Annotated in this window: 27 protein-coding genes, 1 tRNA gene and 2 pseudogenes; 24 read left to right on the top strand and 6 right to left on the bottom strand. The window is 44.9% G+C overall.

Annotated elements, in window-relative coordinates; genetic code table 11:
- The first annotated feature begins 230 nt into the window (after positions 1-230).
- Positions 231-1,820 (top strand): peptide chain release factor 3, encoded by a 1,590-nt coding sequence (gene prfC / locus OA57_RS03670; RefSeq protein WP_034613723.1) that lies wholly within the window; start codon positions 231-233, stop codon positions 1,818-1,820.
- A gap of 246 nt (positions 1,821-2,066) precedes the next feature.
- Entirely contained in the window at positions 2,067-2,780 is a 714-nt protein-coding gene (gene arcA / locus OA57_RS03665) for a two-component system response regulator ArcA (RefSeq protein ID WP_034613720.1), read from the top strand.
- Between the two features lie 148 nt (positions 2,781-2,928).
- Here arcA and crr read toward each other — a convergent pair whose 3' ends face one another.
- From crr to rsgA, 4 genes are all read right to left on the bottom strand, one after another.
- The gene (gene crr, locus OA57_RS03660) at positions 2,929-3,429 is read right to left on the bottom strand and encodes a PTS glucose transporter subunit IIA (protein WP_034613717.1); all 501 of its coding nucleotides are present in this window, start codon (positions 3,427-3,429) and stop codon (positions 2,929-2,931) included.
- A gap of 69 nt (positions 3,430-3,498) precedes the next feature.
- Entirely contained in the window at positions 3,499-5,226 is a 1,728-nt protein-coding gene (ptsI, locus tag OA57_RS03655; RefSeq protein ID WP_034613713.1) for a phosphoenolpyruvate-protein phosphotransferase PtsI, read from the bottom strand.
- Positions 5,227-5,346: 120 nt separating this feature from the next.
- Positions 5,347-5,604, bottom strand: coding sequence for a phosphocarrier protein Hpr (gene ptsH / locus OA57_RS03650; protein WP_034613710.1), 258 nt, complete (start codon positions 5,602-5,604; stop codon positions 5,347-5,349).
- A gap of 315 nt (positions 5,605-5,919) precedes the next feature.
- Entirely contained in the window at positions 5,920-6,978 is a 1,059-nt protein-coding gene (rsgA, locus tag OA57_RS03645; protein ID WP_034613706.1) for a small ribosomal subunit biogenesis GTPase RsgA, read from the bottom strand.
- A 73-nt stretch (positions 6,979-7,051) separates the two neighbouring features.
- Here rsgA and orn point away from each other — a divergent pair, with 73 nt between their 5' ends.
- Together orn and OA57_RS03635 are read left to right on the top strand one after the other, a co-directional pair.
- Positions 7,052-7,624 carry an oligoribonuclease gene (gene orn / locus OA57_RS03640; RefSeq protein ID WP_034613703.1) on the top strand — a complete coding sequence of 191 codons (573 nt, stop codon included), beginning with the start codon at positions 7,052-7,054 and terminating at the stop codon, positions 7,622-7,624.
- A gap of 111 nt (positions 7,625-7,735) precedes the next feature.
- Positions 7,736-7,811, top strand: a tRNA-Gly gene (locus OA57_RS03635).
- Positions 7,812-7,933: 122 nt separating this feature from the next.
- Here OA57_RS03635 and OA57_RS03630 read toward each other — a convergent pair.
- Positions 7,934-8,131, bottom strand: a complete 198-nt coding sequence (locus OA57_RS03630; protein WP_034613700.1) for an ISAs1 family transposase — start codon at positions 8,129-8,131, stop codon at positions 7,934-7,936.
- Positions 8,132-8,291: 160 nt separating this feature from the next.
- On the opposite strand from OA57_RS03630, the gene tsaE reads away from it, so the two are divergent.
- The 20 genes and pseudogenes from tsaE to OA57_RS03535 all read left to right on the top strand — a co-directional run bounded on the left by tsaE (position 8,292) and on the right by OA57_RS03535 (position 26,179).
- Positions 8,292-8,804, top strand: coding sequence for a tRNA (adenosine(37)-N6)-threonylcarbamoyltransferase complex ATPase subunit type 1 TsaE (gene tsaE / locus OA57_RS03625; RefSeq protein ID WP_084589862.1), 513 nt, complete (start codon positions 8,292-8,294; stop codon positions 8,802-8,804).
- 37 nt (positions 8,805-8,841) lie between these two features.
- Positions 8,842-9,198, top strand: a pseudogene (locus tag OA57_RS12805) (AMIN domain-containing protein); the annotation flags it as partial.
- A 150-nt stretch (positions 9,199-9,348) separates the two neighbouring features.
- Positions 9,349-10,020: pseudogene (locus tag OA57_RS12800) on the top strand (N-acetylmuramoyl-L-alanine amidase); the annotation flags it as partial.
- A 230-nt stretch (positions 10,021-10,250) separates the two neighbouring features.
- Positions 10,251-12,098 (top strand): DNA mismatch repair endonuclease MutL, encoded by a 1,848-nt coding sequence (mutL, locus tag OA57_RS03615; protein WP_034613694.1) that lies wholly within the window; start codon positions 10,251-10,253, stop codon positions 12,096-12,098.
- On the top strand, positions 12,095-13,066 hold the full coding sequence (gene miaA / locus OA57_RS03610) for a tRNA (adenosine(37)-N6)-dimethylallyltransferase MiaA (RefSeq protein WP_052122357.1): 972 nt from the start codon (positions 12,095-12,097) through the stop codon (positions 13,064-13,066). The genes mutL and miaA overlap by 4 nt, the downstream gene beginning before the upstream one ends.
- A gap of 103 nt (positions 13,067-13,169) precedes the next feature.
- Positions 13,170-13,439: an RNA chaperone Hfq gene (gene hfq / locus OA57_RS03605; protein WP_034613691.1), complete on the top strand. Its 270-nt coding sequence runs from the start codon at positions 13,170-13,172 to the stop codon at positions 13,437-13,439.
- A gap of 89 nt (positions 13,440-13,528) precedes the next feature.
- On the top strand, positions 13,529-14,827 hold the full coding sequence (hflX, locus tag OA57_RS03600) for a ribosome rescue GTPase HflX (protein ID WP_052122358.1): 1,299 nt from the start codon (positions 13,529-13,531) through the stop codon (positions 14,825-14,827).
- Positions 14,828-15,045: 218 nt separating this feature from the next.
- Positions 15,046-15,816 carry a transcriptional repressor AgaR gene (gene agaR, locus OA57_RS03595; RefSeq protein WP_034613688.1) on the top strand — a complete coding sequence of 257 codons (771 nt, stop codon included), beginning with the start codon at positions 15,046-15,048 and terminating at the stop codon, positions 15,814-15,816.
- A 97-nt stretch (positions 15,817-15,913) separates the two neighbouring features.
- Positions 15,914-17,074 (top strand): SIS domain-containing protein, encoded by a 1,161-nt coding sequence (locus tag OA57_RS03590; RefSeq protein ID WP_034613686.1) that lies wholly within the window; start codon positions 15,914-15,916, stop codon positions 17,072-17,074.
- 37 nt (positions 17,075-17,111) lie between these two features.
- Positions 17,112-17,588, top strand: coding sequence for a PTS N-acetylgalactosamine transporter subunit IIB (gene agaV / locus OA57_RS03585; RefSeq protein ID WP_034613683.1), 477 nt, complete (start codon positions 17,112-17,114; stop codon positions 17,586-17,588).
- A gap of 11 nt (positions 17,589-17,599) precedes the next feature.
- Positions 17,600-18,379, top strand: coding sequence for a PTS N-acetylgalactosamine transporter subunit IIC (agaW, locus tag OA57_RS03580; RefSeq protein ID WP_034613681.1), 780 nt, complete (start codon positions 17,600-17,602; stop codon positions 18,377-18,379).
- Positions 18,369-19,214, top strand: a complete 846-nt coding sequence (gene agaE / locus OA57_RS03575) for a PTS N-acetylgalactosamine transporter subunit IID (RefSeq protein ID WP_034613678.1) — start codon at positions 18,369-18,371, stop codon at positions 19,212-19,214. The genes agaW and agaE overlap by 11 nt, the downstream gene beginning before the upstream one ends.
- A 58-nt stretch (positions 19,215-19,272) precedes the next feature.
- The gene (gene agaF / locus OA57_RS03570) at positions 19,273-19,707 is read left to right on the top strand and encodes a PTS galactosamine/N-acetylgalactosamine transporter subunit IIA (protein WP_034613676.1); all 435 of its coding nucleotides are present in this window, start codon (positions 19,273-19,275) and stop codon (positions 19,705-19,707) included.
- 248 nt (positions 19,708-19,955) lie between these two features.
- Positions 19,956-20,918 carry a tagatose 1,6-diphosphate aldolase gene (locus OA57_RS03565; RefSeq protein WP_034613673.1) on the top strand — a complete coding sequence of 321 codons (963 nt, stop codon included), beginning with the start codon at positions 19,956-19,958 and terminating at the stop codon, positions 20,916-20,918.
- An 8-nt stretch (positions 20,919-20,926) separates the two neighbouring features.
- Positions 20,927-22,192 carry a tagatose-bisphosphate aldolase subunit GatZ gene (gene gatZ / locus OA57_RS03560; protein WP_034613670.1) on the top strand — a complete coding sequence of 422 codons (1,266 nt, stop codon included), beginning with the start codon at positions 20,927-20,929 and terminating at the stop codon, positions 22,190-22,192.
- The gene (gatA, locus tag OA57_RS03555) at positions 22,192-22,641 is read left to right on the top strand and encodes a PTS galactitol transporter subunit IIA (RefSeq protein WP_235424624.1); all 450 of its coding nucleotides are present in this window, start codon (positions 22,192-22,194) and stop codon (positions 22,639-22,641) included. Before gatZ ends, gatA begins: the two co-directional genes overlap by 1 nt.
- 19 nt (positions 22,642-22,660) lie before the next feature.
- Positions 22,661-22,945, top strand: coding sequence for a PTS galactitol transporter subunit IIB (gene gatB, locus OA57_RS03550; RefSeq protein ID WP_034613663.1), 285 nt, complete (start codon positions 22,661-22,663; stop codon positions 22,943-22,945).
- 5 nt (positions 22,946-22,950) lie between these two features.
- Complete coding sequence (locus OA57_RS03545) at positions 22,951-24,306, top strand: PTS galactitol transporter subunit IIC (RefSeq protein ID WP_034613660.1); 1,356 nt, start codon at positions 22,951-22,953, stop codon at positions 24,304-24,306.
- Positions 24,303-25,349, top strand: a complete 1,047-nt coding sequence (gene gatD, locus OA57_RS03540; protein WP_034613658.1) for a galactitol-1-phosphate 5-dehydrogenase — start codon at positions 24,303-24,305, stop codon at positions 25,347-25,349. Before OA57_RS03545 ends, gatD begins: the two co-directional genes overlap by 4 nt.
- Positions 25,350-25,402: 53 nt before the next feature.
- The gene (locus OA57_RS03535) at positions 25,403-26,179 is read left to right on the top strand and encodes a DeoR/GlpR family DNA-binding transcription regulator (RefSeq protein ID WP_034613656.1); all 777 of its coding nucleotides are present in this window, start codon (positions 25,403-25,405) and stop codon (positions 26,177-26,179) included.
- On the opposite strand, the gene tadA is transcribed toward OA57_RS03535, so the two are convergent.
- Complete coding sequence (gene tadA, locus OA57_RS03530; protein WP_034613726.1) at positions 26,176-26,688, bottom strand: tRNA adenosine(34) deaminase TadA; 513 nt, start codon at positions 26,686-26,688, stop codon at positions 26,176-26,178. The genes OA57_RS03535 and tadA overlap by 4 nt on opposite strands.
- Positions 26,689-26,691: the final 3 nt, after the last annotated feature.

Below are 26,691 nucleotides of genomic sequence, written 5' to 3'. Positions count from 1 at the left end.
GCATTATAGACATTCACACACGCTTTGCAACCCCCTTCGGGCAACTTTTTCAGTTTTTCTTTTCAAGTGTTGTTTTTTTATACCAAAATACACCTAAAAGCAGATTTTTGAGGCTATTTTATCTAATTCGATAGCTATTATAAAAAATTGTTAATTGTTTTTGCTTGTCATATAGGCGACAATACGCCGCCAACAAAATAATTAACATATAAAGAGACTAAACAACCACTATGTCAGTAAATCAGTATCCGCAACAAGTGGACAAACGCCGAACATTTGCCATCATTTCTCACCCTGATGCCGGTAAAACGACCATTACCGAAAAAGTATTGCTATATGGCGAAGCCATTCAAACTGCAGGAACCGTGAAAGGGCGAGGCTCAAACCAACATGCCAAGTCGGACTGGATGGAAATGGAAAAACAGCGTGGGATTTCGATTACGACTTCTGTCATGCAATTTCCCTATCGTGACTGTTTAGTAAATTTGCTCGATACACCGGGCCATGAAGATTTTTCCGAAGATACCTACCGCACTTTGACCGCGGTAGACAGCTGTCTGATGGTCATCGATTCTGCCAAAGGAGTGGAGGAGCGTACTATCAAGCTGATGGAAGTGACCCGCTTGCGCGACACCCCCATTTTGACTTTCATGAATAAGCTTGATCGCGATATTCGCGATCCGATGGAATTGCTGGATGAAGTAGAAAATGTTTTAAATATCCACTGCGCCCCGATTACTTGGCCTATCGGTTGCGGCAAGTTATTCAAAGGAGTTTACCATCTTTATAATGATGAAACCTACCTGTATCAAACCGGTCAGGGACACACCATTCAAGCAGTGCGGAGCATTAAAGGTTTGAACAATCCTGAATTGGATAACATTATCGGCGAAGACTTGGCTCAACAGCTGCGCGACGAATTAGAATTGGTGCAAGGCGCCTCTAATCCGTTCGAACCGGATTTATTTTTACAAGGACAACTGACACCGGTCTTCTTCGGTACCGCACTTGGTAATTTTGGGGTGGATCACATGCTGGATGGTTTGACACAATGGGCACCTCCGCCGCAAGCTCGCCATGCCGATGCCCGTGACGTCTCGCCCGTTGAAGAAAAACTAAGTGGTTTTGTTTTTAAAATTCAAGCCAATATGGATCCAAAACATCGTGATCGCGTTGCGTTTATGCGGATTGTTTCCGGCAAATATGAAAAAGGCATGAAAATGCACCACGTCCGTATCAGAAAAGACGTGGTTATCTCTGATGCCCTGACCTTTATGGCCGGAGATCGCAGCCACGCCGAAGAAGCTTATGCCGGTGACATTATCGGTCTGCATAATCACGGTACGATTCAAATCGGCGATACATTCACTCAAGGTGAAAAATTAAAATTCAGCGGGATTCCGAATTTTGCCCCGGAATTATTCCGTCGTATCCGTCTGCGTGATCCGCTGAAACAGAAACAACTGCTGAAAGGCTTGGTTCAATTATCCGAAGAAGGTGCGGTACAGGTTTTCCGACCATTGATGAATAACGATTTGATCGTCGGCGCCGTCGGGGTGTTACAATTTGATGTGGTTGTCGCTCGCCTGAAAAGCGAATACAACGTAGAAGCGATTTATGAAACCGTCAATGTCACAACCGCCCGTTGGGTGGAATGCGACGATGTGAAAAAATTTGAAGAATTCAAACGTAAAAACGAGCAAAACTTGGCATTGGACGGCAGCGATAATTTAACCTATATCGCACCAACAATGGTGAACCTGAATTTAGCTCATGAACGTTATCCTGATGTAAAATTTTTCAAAACCAAGGAACATTAAAATAATATACTTTTATAACATAAAGTTTATTTTATCACATAATTTCCGGCCTATAGCGTTAAAGGTTGTCATAAAAGGATGACCTAAATCAAAATTTGGAACAGAATTATACTTTTTTTCGTTTTCTTTATGTTATAGTTAGGTTGCAATTCTGCAATGAATATTTTATTTGTTAATTAAAAGTAAAATTCGCTGTCAATACGGCAGCTTATATATAATCCCTGTGATTTTATAGGTAAAAGATAAATGCGTATTCCTAAAATACTTATCGTCGAAGATGAAGCCGTTACCAGAAATACTCTAAAAAATATTTTCGAAGCCGAAGGCTACGAAGTCATGGAAGCTTCCGACGGTAATAAAATGCACACCATCCTTTCCAATACCAACGTAAACCTTGTTGTTATGGATATTAACCTGCCCGGCAAAAACGGGTTGATGTTAGCCCGCGAACTGCGCGAAAATGCTAATACGGCGTTAATGTTCCTGACCGGTCGCGATAATGAGGTCGATAAAATTCTAGGCTTGGAAATCGGTGCTGATGATTACATTACCAAACCGTTTAACCCGAGAGAATTGGCGATCCGCGCGAGAAACCTGCTGCAACGCACCATGTCTGAAAAAGAGCAACCCGTTTCTCATGAACACGTTGAACAATACCGTTTTAACGGTTGGGCATTGGACATCAATAGCCGTACACTAATTTCTCCCGAAGGCGAAAGTAACAAGCTGCCGCGTAGTGAATTCCGCGCACTACTGCATTTTTGTGAAAATCCCGGCAAAATTCAAACACGGGACGACTTATTGAAAAAAATGACCGGACGCGAATTGAAGCCGCACGATAGGACTGTTGATGTAACTATTCGCCGTATTAGAAAACATTTTGAAGCCCACCCCGATACACCGGAAATTATTGCGACCATTCATGGAGAAGGATACCGTTTCTGCGGCGAATTGGAATAAAAAATCAGTTTGAACCGCTGAACCGCACTTGATAAAACCGGAAGCAAAGAATGCATTCCGGTTTTCTTTTTGACAAAATACATCATCGACGACAAGTCGTCAGATGTAAAAAAACCGAGTATTTACTCGGTTTTTTATGAAAAGCATATTATTTTTTCAGTTTCAGAATCACAGTTTCACCCAATACTACCGGGCCACTGGATTTTTCAATACTGCTGATTTCGTCCATATTGGAGATCACGACCGGTGTTAATACTGATTTTGCTTTAGCTTCCAATACCGCTAAATCAAACTCAATAATAGTATCGCCTTTTTTCACTTCCTGTCCTTCTTCGGCAATACGAGTAAAACCTTCGCCTTTTAATTCAACAGTATCAATCCCGAAATGCACGAAAAGTTCAACACCTTCTCTGGATTCCATTGAAAACGCATGGTTTGTTTCAAAGATTTTCCCAATCACACCATCAATCGGTGCTACGATTTTATTACCGGTAGGGCGAATTGCAATGCCGTCCCCGACGATTTTTTCGGAAAAAACAACATCCGGCACATCTTCGATATTGACGATTTCACCAGATAAAGGCGCATAAATTTCAACTTCAGCCCCTTTATTGTCTTTTGACCCAAATAGTTTATCAAATAAACCCATTTTATAATCTCCTCATTAAAATCCACCAAAAAATCTTTGTTATGTTACCCGAAATTTTTTGATTTGTATCTAGTTTAAACCGTTTTCAGTCAAAAAAGCAGAAATTTTTGCTTCAATATCCGCTGCTGTCGGTTGCTCCAGAACATCTCTTGCCAAACGTTGGGCATCCGCATAATTCACATTACGAATCAATTTTTTGATTCGAGGCACAGAAATCGAGCTCATACTGAACTCATCAAGCCCCATACCTAACAGTAATAATGTCGAACCTTCGTCACCGGCCAATTCCCCACACATTCCGGTCCATTTGCCCTCGGCATGAGAAGCATCAATCACTTGTTTGATCAAGCTTAATACTGATGGCGTCATTGGATTATATAAATGGGAAATCAATTCATTACCGCGATCTACGGCCAATGTATATTGTGTCAAATCGTTAGTCCCGATACTGAAGAAGTCGACTTCTTTTGCCAAGAATTTCGCATTAACAGCGGCTGACGGGGTCTCCACCATAACGCCGATTTGAATATTTTCATCAAAGGCTTTTCCTTCGTTGCGCAACTCCTGTTTCAGTTCGGCAACTACAGCTTTCAGTGTACGAATCTCTTCAACCGAAATAATCATCGGGAACATCACGGCTAATTTTCCAAAAGCCGAAGCACGCAATACCGCTCTTAGCTGGGCATTTAAAATTTCGCGTTTGTCGAGTGCAATCCGAATGGCCCGCCAGCCTAAAAACGGGTTCATTTCTTTTGGCAAATTCAGATACGGCAGCTCTTTATCACCCCCGATATCCATCGTACGCAACACCACCAACTTACCGTCCATCGCTTCAACGACATCTTTATAGGCTTGGAATTGCTCTTCTTCCGTCGGCAATTGATCCCGATCCATGAACAGGAATTCCGTCCGGTACAAACCAACGCCTTCGGCTCCGTTGCGATGCGCACCTTCAACATCACGGATAGTACCAATATTGGCACAGACTTCGACTTGATGTCCATCCAATGTCACACCCGGTAAATCCTTTAATTTTGCCAATTCGGTTTTTTCTTCCGCCAATTGCTGCTGTAAACCGGCGATACGCTCGAGTTCGTCTTGCGAAGGATTAATAAATATCTCGTTATTCACCGCATCCAAAATCAAGGTGTCACCGCTGGCAATCAGTTTCGTTGCAACATTCGTGCCGACAATTGCCGGTAATTCCAACGAGCGAGCCATAATCGAAGTATGCGAAGTACGACCGCCAATATCCGTAATAAAACCCAGTACCTTATCCAAATTTAACTGTGCCGTTTCGGAAGGGGTCAAATCATTGGCAATCAGAATGACTTCTTCATTGATTTCGCCCAAATCCACAATGCTCATACCGAGAATGTTTTTGATTAAACGATTGCCGATATCACGGATATCTCCCGCTCTTTCTTTCAAATATTCATCGTCAATTTCAGACAACATTGTTACCTGTTGATCAATTACCGTACTTGCCGCAAAATCCGCCGAAACCAGTTCGTCACGGATAAACGCAAGAATTTCTTCTTCCAGCTCTTCGTCTTCCAGAATCATCAAATGGCCGTCAAAGATAGCGCCTTTTTCTTCACCTAACGTTCTGGTTGCCTTTTCCTTGATTGCAGTCAACTGCTCCACCGCTTTCTCACGACCAGTGTAAAAACGCTGAATTTCAGCTTCAACCTGAGATTCAGTAATGGATTTTGTATTTAAAACAATCTCTTCTTCCTTCAGAACCAATGCCTTTCCGAAGACAATCCCTGGCGAAGCTAAAATACCTGAAATCATAATAAAACCTTTTGGATAAAAATAATCAGATGGGACAAACGAACGGCAACCGACAGCCGTTCTTGTTGCGGATCACTGCCACATTATCAATCGTCATGACAGTGAAAATGCCGCCTACAGTTATTCTAATGTCGGGATCAAGGCAACCAAATGCTCAACCGCTTTTTCTTCGTCTTCCCCTTCCGCACTAATGGTAATCACAGTACCTTGTACCAAACCTAACGTTTGTAACTTGAATAAACTTTTTGCACTGGAACTTTTACCATTGGAAGTTACGGTAATATCGGAAGCAAAAGCTTTTGCTTCTTTGACAAATTGTGCCGCAGGGCGAGTATGCAAACCATTTGGAGCGGTAATGGTAACTTCTTTTGAGTACATAGCAATTTCCTTATTTACGTGAATAATACTGAATATAAATCAATACGTTGGTGTTTAATCGCATTTCACCAGGGCCAAACACCGAGAAAATCATGATCATCACAATTTTTTAATAATTATTTTACTCACTAAAATAATTATTTGGATTAGTATCAATATTCCGCCTAAATAATCAAGGTATAACTGGAAAAAATATGATATATCGCACAGTTTTTACCGGATAAAGTTTATTTTTTAACCAACTCATGCATTTCTTAACGCCTCATAAGCTATTTCCCCGCTCTTTTCCTCATTTTTAGCCGTCAAAAATCCACACTAGTTTGTAACAAAATGGCGCTGCGCCTTATTTTCATCCAATGCTAAAATCAAACGATGATAATTTTCAAAACGCAGAGAATTGATTTTGCCCTCCTCGACCGCCTTACGCAATACACAGCCCGGATCATCCAGATGTTTACAATCCCTGAATTTACATCCCCCCAGATAAGGCTGAAATTCACGGTAGCCGTTCGTAATGGTTGCGGCATCCAAATGCCAAACCCCAAATTCTCTAATCCCGGGGGAATCAATCACTTCGCCCCCACCATTCAGGCGAATCAAACGTGAAACCGTTGTCGTGTGTTGCCCTAAACCGGAGTTTTCACTGACAGCACCGGTTTGTAACGCCAAGTGCGGTTGCAATGTATTCAACAAGCTGGATTTGCCGACACCGGACTGCCCGACGAAAATAGCACAACCTTCACGCAATAATTTAGCCATCTGCTGCATATTTTCCCCGGTTTGCGCCGAAATCATGAGAACCCGATAGCCGATATTGCGATATATCTCAAATAGCCGTTCTATTTCTTCACGTTCTTGTGGCGAGCATAAATCGATTTTGTTCAAAATCAGAATAGGCTCAATCCCCAGACTTTCGCAAATCACCAAATAGCGGTCAATAATATTGCTGGAAAAACGCGGTAACATCGCTGAAACCACAAAAATTTTATCCACATTGGCGGCAATCGGTTTAATACCATCATAGTAATCCGGGCGCGACAAGACATTCTTCCGCGCCCGCACCGCCTCTACCACGCCGCTGATACCTTGCAACCGTTCACGTCCGGCACGCCACAACACGAAATCTCCGACCACGACATTATTTATGGTGCGGCGCAAATTACAGCGGAAGATCTCTCCGTCACTGTTTTCAATATCCGCATGTAACGCATAACGGGAAATGACCCTGCCGCTTTGTATTTCCCCCAACATCTCATCCTGCCACTCCAGATTATCCCGCTTGCCTTTCTTGCGTTGCTGATAATCACTCAGGGTTCTTTCTTTGTTAGACTGAATTCTGCGTTTTTGATTATTGGTTAGCTTCTGCTTGCTCAAAAAATTTCCTTACTCCCAGTGATTTTTAAGCTAGAATAACGCCTAAATTTGAACCATAAGGATACCTCATATTATGCAATTAGATAAACAAAATCTGATCTGGATCGATCTGGAAATGACCGGGTTGGATCCGGAAAAAGAGCGGATTATCGAAATCGCCACCATTGTTACCGACAAAAATCTCAATATTCTTGCCGAAGGGCCGGTGTTGGCAATCCGACAACATGACGATTTATTGAATGCCATGAGTGAATGGTGTATAAAAACCCATACTGCGAACGGTCTGGTTTCACGCGTGAAAGAAAGCAAACTGAGCGAACGTGCCGCTGAATTGCGCACATTGGATTTTCTGAAAAAATGGGTGCCGAAAAACTATTCTCCGATTTGCGGTAACAGTGTTGCGCAAGACAAACGTTTCCTGTTCAAATACATGCCCGAACTGGCGGATTACTTTCATTACCGCTACCTTGATGTCAGCACGGTTAAAGAACTGGCCGCCCGCTGGAAACCGGATATTCTGGCTGGTTTTAAAAAACAAAATACCCATTTGGCGTTGGATGATATCCGGGAATCCATTGCGGAACTGGCTTATTATCGCGAACATTTCATCAATGCGAGTGAAACCGCCCCAAAAGCTAAGATTTAAACAATTTCTGCTGTCGTTTTCAGCAATCGGAAATTTTTTTTTCATTGGGGGTTGCAGCCAACTTATTTTTTTGTATAATGCCCCCACTGACAACGACAGTACTTACCAAATGCGGGAATAGCTCAGTTGGTAGAGCACAACCTTGCCAAGGTTGGGGTCGCGAGTTCGAGTCTCGTTTCCCGCTCCACTCTTTAATTAATTTTTATCCATTGAGAACTCATAAAAAGCGTAACTCACTTTAGTATTCCGTTTTTTGTTTTAAAGTGCGGTTGGTATTCTTTACCTTTTTAACTTGTTAAGCATGGTCATTCAGAATCTTACCGACACCGTATTGAATTGCCGCAGCCACGCCAAATGACTGTCGCCGAAGCGTTTAATATCCGCCCAACCTTCCGCCCCGGCAATCACCGCACTCATGGTCAGAAACAGGAGTTCAAGAAACGGGTATTTTTGATTGGTGTCTTTACGCGGGTCGTCCAATTGCTCGAAAAAGTGAAATAACTCCATGAGATTGCCTGTATTTTCGCTGATAAAAACGCTATTAGATTATATTTTTGGGGAAAGTATGATCTTGCCCTGTGCGGTTATGATAAAGTCGTGCATTATGCGTTAAATTCCTCTATCATTAACGTTTTTACCTCAACCATAAAATAATAACGCATTGACTATGTCATCATCCCACCATAAACACCCTGGTATCAGATTTCAAAATGAAGAGCAACTGCTTGAATTTGCAAAAAATTTGAGTTCCGTACTGCTTCAGGCAGCCGCATTCGAACAAAAACAGGGTTTTGTTGTCTATTTATATGGTGATCTCGGTGCAGGCAAAACCACTTTCAGTCGCGGCATCATTCAGGCGTTGGGACATGTCGGCAACGTCAAAAGTCCAACTTACACCTTAGTGGAGGAATACCATTTAGCGCAGGTAAACGTTTACCACTTTGATTTATACCGTCTGGCCGATCCCGAAGAGTTGGAATTTATGGGCATTCGTGATTATTTCCGCAGCGGCTCGCTGGCACTGCTTGAATGGCCGGCACGCGGACAAGGCATGATTCCGGCAGCTGATCTCGAATTACACTTAAGCTATTCGGGAGAAGGACGTGAATTGGAATTGCACGCAAACAGCCGTGCGGGTCAGGATATCCTTTGCCGACTCTCGCAAAATCGGGCAAACTAATTTCTTTTAACCGTTATCGATCGACAAAGACTATAGAATGAAAAAACCCGCTTTATTTTTGACTTATTTATTTACTTTACTGCTCGGTTTTATCAGTTTTTCTGCAACTGCCGGTACGCTGACCGCACTTGAAGTTAAAAATGATGCCAAAAACACCAATGTAACCTTTTCATTTTCGTTAGCGACCAAATACAGCTATTTTGCCTTGCAAAATCCGGAACGCTTAGTGATTGATTTTGCCAACAGTCAAGCCCACGCCAACTTGCTGCCGAAAAAAGTCGGTGACAGCGTAATCACCAATATCCGTACCAGCAGTCCGCCCCGTTCGACAACATTGCGCGTCGTGCTGGAGCTTGATCAAAAAAGTGCGGTTAAATTTCATAACAACGGCAAAAAAATCACTGTTGCCGTGAATAATCCAACATCCAAAACAACGAAGCCGAAAACCGCCACCGCCAAAGTGGCAAACGCCGCCGTCAAAACCGCAACCACGACTAAAAACCAAGCGACCGCTGCCAGAAGCAATACCGCACGCACCGGCGTTTTGGTTATCGCCATTGATGCCGGACACGGCGGTAAAGATCCCGGTGCTATCGGCACCGGTCTGAAACTACGCGAAAAAACGGTTACACTGCAAATCGCCAAAGAGCTCAAAGCGTTACTGGATAAAGATCATCGCTTCAAAAGCGTATTAACCCGTACTGGAGATTACTATATTTCCGTCCCGAACCGCTCTGAAATCGCCCGTAAAAATAAAGCCAATTATCTGATTTCAATTCATGCCGACGCCAACCGTTCGCCTTCCTTGCGCGGCGCCTCGGTCTGGGTACTGTCCAATAAACGCGCCAGCAGTGAAATGGGGCGCTGGCTGGAAGATCATGAGAAACAATCCGAATTATTAGGCGGTGCCGGTAACGTATTGGCGAGCCATGATGAAAAATATTTGAACCAAACCGTACTGGATTTGCAATTCGGCCACTCACAGCGTGCCGGCTACCAATTAGGGCAATCAATTCTGAAACGCTTCGGCAATTTCGCCAAACTCAGTAAACGTGTCCCGCAACACGCCAGTTTAGGTGTGTTGCGTTCGCCCGATATTCCATCGGTATTGGTTGAAACCGGTTTTTTATCAAACCATGAAGAAGAAAGCAAATTGGCAACTGCAGCTTACCGCCGTCAAATTGCCAATGCAATTTATCGCGGCTTGATCGATTATTACAATACTAGCGGCGAAGCCAATACGCTCAAAAATATTGCAGCCAATAAAAATACCCCCTCCCGCAGCAATACGCCGGCATTTCATACGGTCAAAGCCGGCGAAACACTCGGCGGAATCTCGATCAAATACAATATCAAGATTCGAGAATTGCAACGCTTGAACAGCCTGAGCAATGATAGCGTCCGCATCGGGCAGAAAATCAAATTACAGGATTAAGGCGGTTTATCGTGCCGATTCAAATTCTTTCGCCTCAACTCACCAATCAGATTGCCGCCGGAGAAGTAGTGGAACGTCCGGCCTCGGTCGTGAAGGAGCTGATCGAAAACAGCCTTGATGCCGGCGCCGATGAAATCCAGATTGATATCGAACAAGGCGGTGCAGGCTTAATTCGTATCCGTGATAACGGCTTCGGCATTCCGAAAGAAGAACTCGCACTGGCACTGTCTCGTCATGCCACCAGCAAAATCAGCACGTTAGAGGATTTGGAAGCGATTTTAAGCCTTGGTTTTCGCGGCGAAGCACTCGCCAGTATCAGCTCGGTATCACGTTTACTGCTGACGTCAAAGCCCGCACAGCAAACGGAAGCATGGCAAGTGTTTGCCCAAGGGCGGGATATGGAAACCACATTGCAACCTGCCGCTCATCCGGTCGGTACAACGGTAGAAGTCGCGAATTTATTTTTTAATACACCGGCACGGCGCAAATTTTTACGCACCGAAAAAACCGAATTCGCACATATCGATGAAGTCGTACGCCGCATTGCACTGGTCAAATCGCAAGCGTCATTTACCTTGACACATAACGGCAAAATTGTCCGCCAATACCGAAAAGTCACGACCGAACAACAAAAATTAAAACGCCTCGCTGCGATTTGCGGTCAGGATTTTGTCAGCCACTCGCTGGAAATCAATTGGCAGCACAATGAACTACACTTATACGGTTGGGTGGCCGACAGCCGTTTTTTGCGCACACAAAACGATTTGAATTACAGCTATGTCAACGGCCGCATGATGCGGGATAAAACCATTAACCATGCGGTACGGCAAGCCTACGGCGACAACATTCAGGCAGACACGTTTCCGGCATTCGTGCTGTTCATCGATTTGGATCCGACACAGGTTGATGTCAATGTACACCCCGCCAAACACGAAGTGCGGTTTCATCAAAACCGCTTGGTACATGATTTTATTTATCAAGGCGTGCTAAATGCCTTACAATCCGTCAACACCCTCGATTTTGAGGATAAACGGGCGGCTGTGCCGCCGTCAAATCGTACCGCTGCCGGTGAAAATATTTTTGCCGCTCAAACCGCACTTTCACCGTTGCCGACGATCTCCCCTCTTCCCTCTCGTGACGGACAGAACTTTACCACAGCCAAAAACCGTTATCGACCGCCGGAGGGAGCCGCTTACGGCGAATTGTTACGCGCCCCTCAGCCGGCGGTGGTTTATTATCCGTCATCTACTGCCGGTAGCACCGACAGTGTGCAAGAGTCCGTTCTTGAACTGCAATCTCTGCCGCCGGAAACCACTAGCAATCCGCACTTGCGACTGTTAACCCTGCTCAGTGAGGAACAGCTGATTTTACTGCAACGGCAACAATCGCTCTATTTGCTCGCCGTGAAAAAGCTACAACATTGCAAATTGAGGCAGGAACTCCAACAAACGTCGATCCCAACACAGCCGTTGCTGATCCCGTTGGTTATCCATTTAAACGATATCCAAAAGCAGAACTGGCAGACACAGCAACCGCACTTTGTGCGCTGTGGATTTGACATCGCCTGCTATGAGCAAAACGGCAAAAGCCGCTTGACCTTAAATGCCGTACCGATGATATTGCGTCAACAAAACTTGCAGGCTTGCCTTGTCGGTTTGCTGAACAATTCTTTCAACGACTTCGAGCAGTTTTTATCACATTTGATCGGCTTGTTGAATATTCCTCTGCTACAAACACAGGCCGACGCCACCGCTGAACTGGCACGTTTGGAACAGCTCATCAGCGCCGATTCGCCACAATTCAAACAACTGTTAATGCCACTGGATCTACAACCTTATTTACAGGATATGCCCGAATGAGCGAGCAACAACCATTAGCCGTTTTTTTAATGGGACCGACCGCCTCCGGCAAAACCGAATTGGCAATTCAACTGCGCCAAGTCTTGCCGGTGGAAGTCATCAGTGTTGATTCCGCCTTGATTTATAAAGGCATGGACATCGGCACCGCCAAACCAAGCCAAGCCGAACTGGCACTGGCGCCGCATCGCTTAATCGATATCAAAGATCCGGCGGAAAGCTACTCCGCTGCCGATTTCCGCCGTGATGCCTTGCACGAAATGCAAACGATTAGCCGCCAAGGAAAAATTCCGTTGCTGGTCGGCGGTACTATGCTGTACTACCGTGCATTACTGGACGGCCTATCGCCGCTGCCTTCCGCCGACAAGCAAGTGCGGTCCGACATTGAAACACTGGCGAAAGAAAAAGGCTGGGCATATCTGCACCAACAACTGCAACAGATTGATCCTATTGCCGCCGCCCGCATTCACCCGAATGATCCGCAGCGGATTAACCGCGCACTGGAGGTGTATTACATCAGTGGTAAAACCCTGACCGAACTGACGGCAATGCAAGGCGAAAAACTGCCGTATCGACTGGTTCAATTTGCGATAGCGCCGCAAGATCGTGCGGTTTTACACCAGCGCATCGCATTACGCTTTAATAATATGATTGCACAAGGGTTTGAAAATGAAGTCCGCAAACTGTACCACCGTACAGATTTACACCTCGACCTCCCCTCCATTCGGTGCGTAGGCTATCGTCAAATGTGGGAATATCTGCGCGGGGATTACGATTATGAAGAGATGATTTATCGTGGTATTTGCGCCACCCGCCAGCTTGCCAAGCGTCAAATCACATGGCTGAGAGGCTGGAAATCGGAAATTCACTGGCTGGACAGCCTGAACATATTGCAGGCAAAACAAAAAATGATACAAATTTTGCAAGAAACCGCCTCCCGTTCCTTGCAGACTGATGACTTTATCAAATAAAGTTGTTATATTGAAAAGGAAAAAGGGGATCGACATTATGCCGTTCTTTCCTGTCTGACTCAAAAATTCATCACACTATAACTAAAATATAAGGAATCCAACTATGGCAAAAGGACAATCTCTACAAGATCCTTACTTGAACTCGCTACGTCGTGAGCGTATTCCTGTTTCCATCTATCTGGTGAACGGTATCAAGTTACAAGGACAAATCGAATCGTTCGACCAATTCGTCATCTTATTAAAAAACACGGTCAGCCAAATGGTCTATAAACACGCCATCTCGACTGTAGTACCGGCGCGTGCGATTTCACACCACAACAATTCGCCGTCTCAAAGCAGCGAAAATAAAACGGAAATCAGCAGCAACGAATAACCTGACCATTAGTGGAAAAACCGTTGTTTGATTATCATAATGACAGCGCTCCCAGCGAAAAACCGAGCGCCGCTGCCTTAGATTTAACCATTGGCGCAACCAAAGACGTGCGTGATCAACTATTGGAGAACGAGCGTGCGATTTTGGTTCATGTATTTTTCTCTGCGCAAAAAGATGTGGAAAACATCGAAGAGTGCCGCCAACTCGCCGCTTCGGCACAAGTGGAAGTGATCGATCTCCTCACCACAACCCGCACGGCGCCGCAGCCGAAATATTTTATCGGTCAAGGAAAAGCGGAAGAAGTGGCAGAGGCAGTGAAACGGCATGATGCCGATATTGTCTTGGTCAATCACATTCTCAGCGCCGCACAAAACCGTAATCTGGAACGTTTATGCGGTTGCCGTGTTATCGATCGCACTACTCTGATTCTAGATATTTTTGCGCAACGCGCCCGCTCGCATGAAGGCAAGCTACAAGTCGAACTGGCACAATTAAAACATATTTCCACCCGGCTGATTCGAGGCTGGACACATCTGGAGCGGCAGAAAGGCGGAATCGGTCTGCGCGGACCCGGGGAAACTCAACTGGAAACCGATCGCCGCCTGATCAAAGTGCGGTTGGCACAATTACAAGCCAAATTGGCAAAAGTCAGCCAACAGCGTAATCTCAACCGTCGAACCCGCCAAAAAGCCGAAATTCCGACCTTATCGCTGGTCGGCTATACCAATGCCGGCAAATCAACGCTGTTCAATGCCTTAACAACCGCCGACGTTTACGCCGCCGACCAACTGTTCGCCACCCTTGATCCGACGCTACGTAAACTACGAATCGGCAATGTCGGCACCAGCATTTTAGCCGATACGGTGGGCTTTATCCGCCATTTGCCGCATGATCTGGTCGAAGCCTTTAAATCCACGCTTCAGGAAACTACCGAAGCCACCTTACTGCTGCACGTTATCGATGCTTCCGATGAGCGGCGTCAGGAAAATATTGATGCCGTCGACAGTGTGTTGGAAGAGATCGGTGCCCAACAAATACCGCACTTGTTGGTTTTCAACAAGATTGATCAATGTGAAAATGTGCCGCCGCATATCGAATATGATGATCAAGGCAAACCCAGCGCAGTCTATCTTTCCGCCCAAAACGGCGAAGGCATTGAATTATTACTCGAAGCGATTCAAAAACGTCTCGAAAATCAAATCTTGCATTTACAACTGCTTTTACCGGTGACAGAAGGGAAAATCAGGCATCTGCTTTACCAACAAAATCATATCAAAGCAGAGAATATCACTGAAGATGGTGAGTTTTGTATTACATTACAAATAGATAGTAATAAATGGCAACAGCTTACCGCACATTATCCCCATTTAATAAGCTGCATTAAATAATTTTCTTTTGCTTTCATTTTACTTATTCTGCAAGTCTTATCTTTATCGGCAAACAGACTATAAAAGCTACCTATATCACAGATATAATACATATTCAGAGAAAATATGTGATGTATCTCCTTTTTTAGAAAATAGCGCTTTACTCCAATCGTGAAGCGATTCAAGATTAATTCGAAAACAAATGAAAGAATAAAATTTGTTTTCGTAAGGGGTTGAAAATGACAAGTACTGTGGAAAGACGCGCCCAAATCGTACAGCTCGTGAATACGCAAGGCAGCCTTCGGGTGGAAACGCTGGCACAATTGTGTGCGGTTTCCAGCGTCACCATTCGCAGTGATCTCAGTTATTTACAAAAACAAGGTTTGCTTGTCCGTTCGCACGGTTTTGCCTTGCCGAATAACCGAATGATTCGCGAATTGTCGATTAAAGAAAAACGCAATCAACATACCGAAATTAAAAGCCTTATCGGCCAAGCGGCAGTCAAATTGATTCACGACGGCGAGTCGGTGATTCTGGATTCCGGCACCACGACCAAAGAAATTGCCGCCAATATGCAGCATTTAAACAATGTGGTTGTCATGACCAGCGGGCTGGACGTGGCAATGGAGTTAGTGGCGGCTGACGGGGTTCAAGTACGGATGCCGGGCGGGATGTTGCGTAAAAATGCGTTATCTTTTTCAGGGCATTCCGCAGAAAAAAGTCTGGAAAACTATGTTTTTGACAAAGTGTTTTTGGGTGTAGACGGCTATGATTTAAAAAGCGGAATCACGACTCACAATGAACAGGAAGCCAATTTGAACCGGCTGATGTGTGACATTTCCGCGCAAATCATTGTCGTCACCGATTCCAGCAAATTCGGCAAACACAGCTTTCATGTGATTCGCGATTTTGCCGGTATTGATATGCTGGTGACGGATAACGACATACCGCCTGACTATTTGCAAGCTTTTGAAGCGCAAGGCGTTAAGGTGATTCTGGTTAATAAATAGGAATTACCGCCGATTATTCACTGCTCATAACTGCATAAAAACACACTCCTTACGATACTGAATTTATTGACGATTTCGCCACTAATAAGGAGTTCGAATGAAATATTTAGGCATTGAAGCAGAAAAACTGGAACAATCCCAAGCGTTCTGGACGGCAAAAGAAATTTGTCAGCAACCGGTGTGTTGGCAACAAACCCAAGCATTAATCGAAGCGCAGCAGCCACAAATAGAAAAATTTCTGGCGCCGCTGACGGCACAATCCGAATTACGTATCATTCTGACCGGCGCCGGCAGTTCTGCTTTTTCCGGTGAAATATTGGCTCCGTTTATGAATCAGCTCATCAAACGGCAAACTCGGGCAATTCCTACCACCGATCTGGTCTCAAATCCTTATCATTATCTGGAAAAAGATAAGCCGACCCTGCTGATTTCCTTCGCCCGTTCAGGCAACAGTCCGGAAAGTACGGCTGCGGTACAACTGGTCAATCAGATTGTCGATAACGGCTACCACCTCATTATCACCTGTAACCAACAGGGTCAGCTGTATCAAGAAAATTGCAACGCAGAAAACGCTTATACGCTGGCACTATCGCCGCAAACCCATGATAATGGTTTTGCAATGACCTCCAGTTTTTCCAGCATGACGCTGGCTGCGGCGATTCTCTTTTTACAACCGCACTTTGCCCCTGAACGGCTGGCACAGCTGGCTGAAACGGCTGATCATTTTATTCAAACCCGACATTCACAGGTCAAAAGCATTGCATCGGAGCCTGTGGAGCGTATCGTCTATTTGGGCAGCGGCGGTTTCAAAGGGCTCGCACAGGAATCCGCCCTCAAATTACTGGAATTGACCGCCGGTGAAGTGGTCGCTATTTATGACACTCCGTTAGGCTTCCGCCATGGTCCGAAATCAATTATCAATGCCAACACAACGGTAATCGTCTATCTGTCGAATGATGCTTATACCCGTCGATATGATATTGATTTATGCCATGAAATTTTACGTGACGGCAAAATGCAGCGTTTAGTCGTTCTGACTGCCGAACCGGAACCAAGTCTGCCGGAAGAAAATCAGATTTGTTTCACCGCATTGGGCGATGCGGCGGATATTGCGCTGGTCTTTCCGTATGTCACTTTTGCCCAACAGTTTGCTTTCTACCGCTCTTTCCTCAGCGGACACACGACCGATAACCCGTGTCCGAGCGGCGAAGTAAACCGTGTGGTGCAAGGCGTCACTATTCACCCTTACCAATCGTAACCGCACTTTGTGACCGTTTCTGTAACAGGAGAAAATTATGCCAAATATCGTATTAAGCCGAATTGACGAACGACTGATTCACGGTCAGGTCGGCGTACAGTGGGTCGGATTTGCCGGCGCCAATCTGGTACTGGTTGCCAATGATGAAGTCGCCGAAGATGAAATGCAACAAAATTTGATGGAGATGGTGTTGGCAGATGGGATCGACGTGCGTTTCTGGCCGCTACAAAAAGTGATTGACAATATTCACCGTGCGGCTGATCGCCAAAAAATCCTGCTGGTTTGCCGCACGCCTGCCGATTTTCTGAAATTGGTCGAAGGCGGGGTGCCGGTGAAAAAAATCAATGTCGGCAATATGCACTTTGCCGAAGGAAAACAACAAATTCACAAAACCGTATCAGTTGATCCGCAAGATGCCGCCGCCTTTAAAAAGCTGCAACAGCTTGGCGTGGAATGCTATATCCAGGGCGTTCCGACCGAAGAATCCACTGATTTATTTAAATTGCTCAAGTAAGGAGAAACCAAATGGAAATTGGATTATTACAATCGATTATCCTCGGCATCATTGCGTTTATAGCCGGGCTCGATCTCTATAACGGCTTAACCCACTTTCACCGTCCGGTCGTATTGGGGCCAATCGTTGGGCTGGTACTCGGCGATCTGCAAACCGGTATTCTGGTCGGCGGTACGCTGGAGCTGGTCTGGATGGGGCTTGCACCGCTTGCCGGCGCACAACCGCCGAATGTCATCATCGGGACTGTCGTCGGCGCCACTTTTGCGATCACGACGAAAACCGATCCGACCGTGGCTGTCGGGGTAGCGGTGCCGTTTGCCATCGCCGTTCAAATGGGCATCACATTCCTGTTTTCAATCATGTCTGCGGTGATGTCTCGCTGTGACAAAATGGCGGAAGAGGCGAATTTAAAAGGTATCGACTATGTCAACTACTTCGGATTACTGGTCTTAGGTACATTTTATTTCTTCTGTGCTTTCCTGCCGGTTTACTTCGGTGCGGAGCATGCCGGAAAAATTATTGAAATGCTGCCGAAAGAGGTTATCGACGGTTTAGGCATTGCAGGCGGAATCATGCCGGCCATCGGGTTTGCCGTCCTGATGAAAATCATGATGAAAAACGTCTATATTCCCTATTTTATTTTAGGGTTTGTTGCCGCAGCCTGGCTGCAACTGCCGGTATTGGCAATCGCCGCCGCCGCAACTGCCATGGCAATTATCGATTATATGCGCAAAGGCAATGAAACTGCCGAAGTCAATGTTCAAAAAGAGGAATTCGAAGATGGAATCTAAACCGAATACAAAACCCGTGCACAATGATGATGTTTATGAAGATCAAGCCATCGGTGCCGAACTGACCAAACACGATATTAATGTGATGGCATGGCGTTCATTGCTGCTGCAAGCCTCATTCAACTATGAAAGAATGCAGGCAGCCGGCTGGCTATACGGGCTGGCACCGTCCTTGAAAAAAATTCACACCAATAAAGCCGACCTCAGTCGCTCGATGAAAGGGAATCTCGGGTTCTTCAATACCCACCCGTTCTTAGTCACCTTCGTAATGGGAATTATCTTAGCCATGGAACGTTCCAAACAGAACGTCAACAGCATTCAAAGTACCAAGATTGCCGTTGGTGCGCCGCTGGGCGGCATCGGCGATGCGATGTTCTGGCTGACGCTGCTGCCTATTTGCGGCGGAATCGGCGCCAGTTTGGCACTGCAAGGCTCCATCATGGGCGCGATTTTCTTCTTTGTGGTCTTCAATATCGTCCATTTCGGTCTGCGTTTCGGTTTGGCGCATTACTCATATCGCATGGGGGTTGCCGCCATTCCGGTCATTAAAGCCAACACGAAAAAAGTCGGTCATGCGGCTTCGATTGTAGGAATGACGGTGATCGGCGCACTGGTAGCCACCTATATCCGCTTTAACACCACACTGGAAATCACCGCCGGTGATGCCGTTGTGAAAGTACAAACCGACGTAATCGATAAACTGATGCCGGCATTCTTCCCGCTGGTTTACACCTTAATCATGTATTGGTTGGTGAAAAAAGGTTGGTCGCCACTGCGTTTGATCATCCTCACCGTCACCTTGGGAATCGTCGGTCGCTTTGCCGGTTTCCTCTAATAAAACAATAAAATACAACCGGTTGGGGAGCTTCCCCAACCGAATTTAAGGAGTTTTTATGATCTGTATCATTGTGCTTGGCCACGGCCATTTCGCTTCAGGCATACAATATGCAATAAACCAGATTATCGGCGAACAGGAAAATATTGCCTTCATCGATTTTCCGGAAAGCAAAAGCCCGGCGCAGCTCAAAGATGAAATATTGACCACACTTGAACAATGCGAACACCGCGATGGCGTGCTGTTTTGCAGCGATATTCTCGGCGGCTCCCCCTTTAGAACTGCCTCGCTTATTTCACAACAACTCCCAATCAGCGAAGTCATTACCGGCACTAACCTGCAAATGCTGATTGAATGCAGCATGGAAAAAGACGGACTGACATTCGCCGAATTAGTCGAATTGGCTATCCACAGCGGCAAACAAGGCATTTTAAAACTAAGTGATGAATTGCTGCATCACCGAAACCATACAACACAGGATAATGGAATTTAAAAGATGAAATGTATCTTTATGATTTTATTAAGAAAGATACATTTCCACATGCTATCGACCGAATTGCATCAATCGATTGTCTTCACTTTTGGCGCACCCCGCCTCTTCATTATGTTCCTTGCCAATAATATTAATTGACTGAATTTTTGTGACCACTCTCTCATAATTAAAAACTCCCGATATAAATTTCGATATATTTCGAATACAATCATATTCGAAATATATCAAATCAAATCGGAGTATTTATAATGAAAACAAATACGGCTAATGAAAAACAAATCCATTTAAAAAAACTATGTGGGGAGAACGGCGTATTCAGTGCCTTGGCAATCGATCAACGCGGAGCGTTAAAAAGAATGATGGGCGAAAACACCTCGCCTGAACAGATTATCTCTTTTAAAGAAACGGTTTCTGAACATCTCACACCTTACGCCTCGGCAATCCTACTGGATCCCGAATTCGGCTGGCCGGCCGCCGCAGTTAAAAATCCGAATACCGGTTTGTTAATGGCCTATGAAAAAACCGGCTATGATAAAACCACTATTGGCCGTTTCCCGGATTTAATTGATGACATTTCTGTATTAAGGCTGAAAGAAAAAGGTGCAGACGGTGTCAAGCTACTGATTTATATCGATATTGATGAAAATGATACCATTAATGATCGTAAAAAAGCGTTTGTCGAACGTGTCGCTTCCGAATGCAAAGCCGAACAACTCCCACTATTTCTTGAATTGCTTACTTATGATGCCAATATTTCCGACGAAAGGGAGTTTGCCAAAATCAAACCTAGAAAAGTCATTGAAGCCATGAAACTATTTTCTGATCCCCGTTTTGGTGTAGATGTTTTAAAAGTCGAAGTGCCGGTAAATATGCATTTTGTTGAAGGATTTGCAACAAGTGCCCCCCTCTATTCCGAAGAAGAAGCAAAAAGCTATTTCAAAGCACAAAGTGACGCAACTTCGTTACCATTTATTTTCCTCAGCGCCGGCGTTTCCACCACATTATTTCTACAGACATTACATTTTGCCAAACAAGCAGGCTCCCGCTTTAACGGCGTATTGTGCGGTCGGGCAACCTGGGCCGGCGGTGCCGACATTTTTAAAGCGGAGGGGAAACAGCAATCTGAAAAATGGATGAAATCGATCGGTAAAGACAATATTGAAGAGTTAAATCAAACGGTCATTCAAACGGCAACGTCGATCTATGAATAGGTGTCCCCATGAAAAGATTATTTCATCTGCATAAATCCGGAAAGCCCGTGGGGATTTGCTCTGTTTGCTCGGCACATCCGCTGGTTATTGAAGCGGCGTTAACGTTTGAATTAGAAACAAGTAATGCTGTTCTGATTGAGGCCACATCAAACCAAGTCAATCAATTTGGGGGATATACTACGATGACCCCTAATGATTTTAAACGGTTTGTGTATTCGATAGCCGATAAGGTCGGTTTTCCCGTTGACAGAATTATCCTTGGCGGCGATCACCTCGGGCCTAACTGTTGGAAAAATGAATCGGCCGAATCAGCCATGGCGAAATCCAAAATTCTGGTTATTGATTATGCCAAAGCCGGATTTACTAAAATTCACCTTGATACGTCAATGTCCTGCCAAGGTGATCCAATACCGCTGTCACCGAAAACCGTTGCTGAACGTGCCGCTATTTTATGTCATGCAATCGAAAGCAACATTTCCGATATCGAAAGAGAAAAAATAACCTATATTATCGGCACTGAAGTCCCCGTTCCCGGCGGAGAAACACACGCCATCAACACAATTGATATCACGACTGTCGATAGCGCACAAAATACCATTGATACTCACCGTTCTGCATTTAAGAAACTAGGATTGGACGATGCTTTTCAAAGAGTTATCGGTATTGTTGTTCAACCCGGAGTAGAATTTGATCACAGTAGTATCGTGTCATATAAACCTGAGTTGGCGCAAGCGCTATCCAGATTCATTGAAACAACACCTTATCTCTTCGAAGCGCATTCGACCGACTATCAAACCCCAAATGCCTATAAAGCGCTGGTCAGAGATCATTTTGCCATTTTAAAAGTAGGGCCGGCATTAACATTTGCCTTAAGAGAAGCCTTATTTGCCTTGGCTAAAATCGAAGAAAGTCTGATTCATTCGGAAAAACAGAGCTACTTGCTAAACGTTATCGGTGATGTGATGCAGGATAACCCCGAACATTGGCAGCAATATTATTCATCTTTGCATTCCAAAGCCATGATCGATTTGTATTTTAGTCTGTCGGATCGCATCCGGTACTACTGGCCGAATCAACGCATTGTCGATGCCACCGATAAACTGATTAGCAACTTATCCGAGATAATGATTCCGTTAGGCTTATTAAGTCAATACCTTCCTATCCAATACCATAAAGTGGTAGCGGGAACACTGGCGGCCACACCTCACGAGTTGATTATCGATAAGATTCAAAACGTATTGGAAGATTATGCCGGAGGTTGCAAAGGAGAATAATGATGAGTTCAGAAATTTTAATTGAAACGGATGTTAACCTTCATGATTTCAACGATACGCTTGATTATATCGTCGAACGGCTTATAGGCGAAAAATTGGTTAAACCGAGTTATCATCAAGCTATTTTTGAAAGAGAAAAAAATTTCCCTACCGGCATTGCACTTGAAAAACATGCGGTTGCCATACCGCATTGTGAAGCGGAACATGCCCTGAAACCGGCTATTTACTTCATCAGACCAACAAAAAGCGTTGCTTTCAATCGTGCTGATGAAGAGGGAACGATCAATGCCGAATTAATTATCGCACTGGTCGTAACCGATCCTAAAGAGCAATTGAAGGTATTGAGAATCTTGTTCGGCAAATTACAAGACGATGAATTTGTCACGTCACTATTGACTGCCGACGATGATGAACTAACCACGTTGATACACCAAAATCTGACTTTTTAACTTTTCGGAGAATTGAATTATGACTAAGAAAATTATTGTTGCCTGTGGTGGTGCCGTTGCGACATCAACTTTAGCCGCCGAAGAAATCAGAGAACTTTGTGAGGAAAATAATATCGACTTGGAACTTATCCAATGCCGAATCAATGAAATTGATACTTATCTTTACGATACCGACTTAATCTGCACCACATCCAAGCTGGACCGCACTTTTGATGATATTCCTATTGTACACGGTATGCCTTTTGTTTCAGGCGTGGGGATTGAGGCGTTAAAAGAAAAAATCTTGCACATTCTGAAAGGATAAAAATCATGTTTACTCAAATCATGCAATATATTCTGGACTTGGGTCCTGCGGTTATGCTCCCGATCGTCATCATCATCTTTTCATTATTGTTGGGGATGAAATTGGGTGATTCGTTTAAATCCGGCTTACAAATCGGTATAGGCTTTGTCGGAATCGGACTGGTTATCGGATTAATGCTGGATTCTATCGGCCCCGCAGCAAAAGCAATGGCTGAAAATTTTGATATTAGCCTCGATGTTGTCGATATCGGCTGGCCGGGCGCATCGCCGATTACATGGGCATCACAAATTGCGTTGATTGCCATTCCAATCGCGATTGCGGTTAATATCATTATGCTGGTGTTAAAAATGACACGGGTTGTCAATGTCGATATCTGGAATATCTGGCATATGACCTTCACCGGCGCTTTGGTACATATCGCAACGGGTTCTTACTGGCTGGGGATTGTCGGTGTGATTATACATGCCGCTTTTGTCTATAAATTAGGTGATTGGTTTGCACGTGATACAAAACATTTTTTCGGACTCGACGGTATCGCCATTCCGCACGGCACCTCGGCCTATCTTGGCCCTATCGCAGTTCTGGTCGACAATATTCTGGATAAAATTCCCGGATTAAACAAAATCAGTTTTTCTGCCGATGATCTTCAAAAACGGTTCGGCCCCTTTGGGGAGCCGGTTACAGTCGGCTTTATCATGGGGATCGTCATCGGCCTACTGGCTTCTTATTCCCTCAAAGATACCTTACAACTGGCTATCAAGACCGCAGCAGTCATGCTGTTAATGCCACGAGTGATTAAACCGATTATGGACGGCTTAACGCCAATCGCCAGACATGCGCGCAAAAAACTACAGGCGCGTTTCGGCGGACAAGAGTTCCTTATTGGTCTCGATCCCGCACTTCTGCTCGGGCATACTTCCGTCGTATCCGCCAGTTTACTGTTTATCCCTTTAACCATTCTGATTGCGATTATTCTTCCGGGCAATAAAGTCCTGCCGTTCGGCGATTTAGCCACAATCGGTTTCTTCGTAGCCATGGCCGTTGCCGTACATCAAGGCAACTTATTTAGAACGATCATTTCCGGCATTATCATTATGTCAATGACACTTTGGATCGCAACCCAAACCATCGCATTCAATACTCAGCTGGCCGCCAATGCAGGCGCCTTAAGAGCCGGCGAACAAATCGCCTCAATGGATCAGGGCGGTTCCCCAATCACCTACCTTCTGATAGAAGCACTGACGTTGCAAAATATTTTAGGCTTATCCGTTATCGGTGTAATTTATTTCCTAGGCGTCTTCCTGACATGGCGTCGCGCCAAATCTTTTGTAGAAAATAGTAGTAAGGAGATTGAATTATGAAAGCCATTATTGTCGAATCTAATCGAAATTTAGTATTGGCAGATATTCCTAAACCACAATTATCACAGAATGATGATGTCTTGGTGAAAGTGCGGTATTCCGGCGTATGTGGCTCCGATCTGCCGAGAATGTTCCATAACGGCGCGCATAACTACCCTATCATTCTAGGGCATGAATTTTGCGGAATCATCGAGAAAACAGGAAGTCACGTGCATGGACTGGCACCCGGCGATATGGTCGTTTGTGCCCCGTTGCTGCCCTGTTTTGATTGTGAGGAATGCCGGCAAGGATTCTACTCTCTATGCAAAAATTACACATTTGTAGGATCTCGCCGCCAAGGTGCAAATGCTGAATATATTGTTGTCAACGAAAAGAATCTGGTAAAAATTCCTAAAGATTCCGATCCGCTGTTCAGCTCGTTTATCGAACCCGTCACAGTGGGACTTCATGCAATTTATTTAGCGGACGGCTGCCATAACAAAAACGTGATTATTCTGGGCGCGGGGACTATCGGCTTGCTGGCATTACAATGTGCCAAGGCACTGGGTGCCAAATCGACCACTGTAATCGATATTAATAACGATAAGCTGCTGCTGGCCAAAAAATTAGGGGCTAACCACACGTTCAATCCACAGGAAACTGACAGTGCGGCCATTCAAAATGCACTCAACGAATCCAGGTTTAATCAGCTTATTCTGGAAACGGCGGGCGTGCCGCAAACCGTTACCCTGGCACTCAACATAGCGGGCCCCCGCGCACAAGTCTTGTTAGTCGGCACATTACACCATGATCTCCATTTAAATCAAAAAGATTTTGGTTTAATCTTACGCAAAGAGTTAACGATTACCGGAAGTTGGATGAACTATTCCAAACCATGGCCGGGAGAAGAGTGGTTACAAGCCTCCAAACTGATAAACGAGGGAAACATCACACTTGAGCCCCTAATTGCATCAATTAATTTACCTGAACAATATCTTAAAGAAGTATATAGTCTGGCGGGAAAGCCAATGAATGGTAAAATAATCCTTAAATTTCAGGCGTAATCCATAAAGATGGAGTGCTTAGCACTCCTTATTTCTTGAGGCACATAAAATATATGAACACTTTTCAAAGACGAAATATCATACTCGAGCAACTAAAAGAAAAAAATACGGTTCTGGTCAGTGATCTTTCCAAGCAATTTAATATCTCAGAAGTCACTATTCGCGGAGATTTACGCATTTTAGAGAAAAAAAATCTGCTGACACGTTTTCACGGCGGCGCCAGCATACGACAAGCAAATCACTTCTTAAATCTGACCGGTAATGAATTTACGCTTGAAGAACGGAACAAAATATCAATCGACCCCAAAAGACGCATTGCCTTAGCGGCGGCATCAATGATAAAACCCGGCGATACCATTATTCTTGATAGCGGCAGCACGACCATGATGATTGCCCAAGAAATTATTAATATCAAAAATATTACCGTTATAACCAATAACCTGCCTGCGGCTTTTATTTTATCCGAATCGGCAGATATTATGCTGGTGGTATGCGGCGGCAGTGTTCGACATAAAACCCGCTCAATGCACGGCACTATTACTGAAAACTCCCTGATTGGCATAAAGGCCGACATTATGTTCGTCGGCGCCGACGGCATTGATCCGGAAAAAGGGATCACAACCTTTAATGAAGGCTATACCATCAGTGAAAAAATGTCTAATATTTCATCAAAAGTCGTGGCGGTCGTTGACTCGACAAAGTTCAAACGGCAAGGATTCAATTTAGTCCTGTCAATGGCGCATATTGATACGATTATTACCGATAATGCACTCTCTGACATAGAAAAAAAGAAATTAGCGCAATCGAATATCGATATTATTTACACCTAAGAATTTATATTCGTTCGGCTCACCGCACTTTGCGCTTTCTTCTCCAACCGTCGCCGCTGGAAAAAGCGACTGAGTTTTTCACTGCATTGTTGCTCCAACACGCCGGCAGTAATTTGCAGAACATGATTCATCTTATAATCGTCAAACAAGTGAAAACGGGAACCGACTGCGCCGGTTTTATAATCGCAGGCTCCGAACACCAGGCGTTTGATTCGACTGTGCAGGATTGCCCCGGCACACATAGTACAAGGCTCTAACGTGACATACAGCGTAGTATTCAGCAATCGGTAGTTTTGTAGCGCACTAGCCCCCTGCCGAATCGCTTCAATCTCAGCATGTGCCGTCGGATCATGTTGCAAAATCGACGCATTCCAGCCTTCACCGATAATCTTGCCGTCAACATCAACCAGCACCGCCCCGACCGGAATCTCACCAAGCGATTCCGCATAGTCGGCCAGCTCCAGCGCACGCTGCATAAACAGTTGATCTTGTTGCTCAAGTGCGGTCATGAT

Source organism: Chelonobacter oris (assembly GCF_000772535.1).
GTDB classification, from domain to species: domain Bacteria; phylum Pseudomonadota; class Gammaproteobacteria; order Enterobacterales; family Pasteurellaceae; genus Chelonobacter; species Chelonobacter oris.
Note: the sequence above shows the minus strand (reverse complement) of the source record. Positions and strands in the feature narration are given on the sequence as shown.

Excerpts from the sequence above, each read along its gene's own strand:
- tadA (WP_034613726.1), bottom strand. The coding sequence starts at position 26,688 with ATGACCGCACTTGAGCAACAAGATCAACTGTTTATGCAGCGTGCGCTG.
- gatD (WP_034613658.1), top strand. The coding sequence starts at position 24,303 with ATGAAAGCCATTATTGTCGAATCTAATCGAAATTTAGTATTGGCAGAT.
- crr (WP_034613717.1), bottom strand. The coding sequence starts at position 3,429 with ATGGGTTTATTTGATAAACTATTTGGGTCAAAAGACAATAAAGGGGCT.
- orn (WP_034613703.1), top strand. The coding sequence starts at position 7,052 with ATGCAATTAGATAAACAAAATCTGATCTGGATCGATCTGGAAATGACC.
- agaV (WP_034613683.1), top strand. The coding sequence starts at position 17,112 with ATGCCAAATATCGTATTAAGCCGAATTGACGAACGACTGATTCACGGT.
- OA57_RS03545 (WP_034613660.1), top strand. The coding sequence starts at position 22,951 with ATGTTTACTCAAATCATGCAATATATTCTGGACTTGGGTCCTGCGGTT.
- OA57_RS03590 (WP_034613686.1), top strand. The coding sequence starts at position 15,914 with ATGAAATATTTAGGCATTGAAGCAGAAAAACTGGAACAATCCCAAGCG.
- ptsI (WP_034613713.1), bottom strand. The coding sequence starts at position 5,226 with ATGATTTCAGGTATTTTAGCTTCGCCAGGGATTGTCTTCGGAAAGGCA.
- agaR (WP_034613688.1), top strand. The coding sequence starts at position 15,046 with ATGACAAGTACTGTGGAAAGACGCGCCCAAATCGTACAGCTCGTGAAT.
- OA57_RS03630 (WP_034613700.1), bottom strand. The coding sequence starts at position 8,131 with ATGGAGTTATTTCACTTTTTCGAGCAATTGGACGACCCGCGTAAAGAC.
- prfC (WP_034613723.1), top strand. The coding sequence starts at position 231 with ATGTCAGTAAATCAGTATCCGCAACAAGTGGACAAACGCCGAACATTT.
- gatZ (WP_034613670.1), top strand. The coding sequence starts at position 20,927 with ATGAAAAGATTATTTCATCTGCATAAATCCGGAAAGCCCGTGGGGATT.
- tsaE (WP_084589862.1), top strand. The coding sequence starts at position 8,292 with ATGTCATCATCCCACCATAAACACCCTGGTATCAGATTTCAAAATGAA.
- ptsH (WP_034613710.1), bottom strand. The coding sequence starts at position 5,604 with ATGTACTCAAAAGAAGTTACCATTACCGCTCCAAATGGTTTGCATACT.
- OA57_RS03535 (WP_034613656.1), top strand. The coding sequence starts at position 25,403 with ATGAACACTTTTCAAAGACGAAATATCATACTCGAGCAACTAAAAGAA.
- gatA (WP_235424624.1), top strand. The coding sequence starts at position 22,192 with ATGATGAGTTCAGAAATTTTAATTGAAACGGATGTTAACCTTCATGAT.
- arcA (WP_034613720.1), top strand. The coding sequence starts at position 2,067 with ATGCGTATTCCTAAAATACTTATCGTCGAAGATGAAGCCGTTACCAGA.
- agaW (WP_034613681.1), top strand. The coding sequence starts at position 17,600 with ATGGAAATTGGATTATTACAATCGATTATCCTCGGCATCATTGCGTTT.
- agaE (WP_034613678.1), top strand. The coding sequence starts at position 18,369 with ATGGAATCTAAACCGAATACAAAACCCGTGCACAATGATGATGTTTAT.
- miaA (WP_052122357.1), top strand. The coding sequence starts at position 12,095 with ATGAGCGAGCAACAACCATTAGCCGTTTTTTTAATGGGACCGACCGCC.
- OA57_RS03565 (WP_034613673.1), top strand. The coding sequence starts at position 19,956 with ATGAAAACAAATACGGCTAATGAAAAACAAATCCATTTAAAAAAACTA.
- gatB (WP_034613663.1), top strand. The coding sequence starts at position 22,661 with ATGACTAAGAAAATTATTGTTGCCTGTGGTGGTGCCGTTGCGACATCA.
- hfq (WP_034613691.1), top strand. The coding sequence starts at position 13,170 with ATGGCAAAAGGACAATCTCTACAAGATCCTTACTTGAACTCGCTACGT.
- agaF (WP_034613676.1), top strand. The coding sequence starts at position 19,273 with ATGATCTGTATCATTGTGCTTGGCCACGGCCATTTCGCTTCAGGCATA.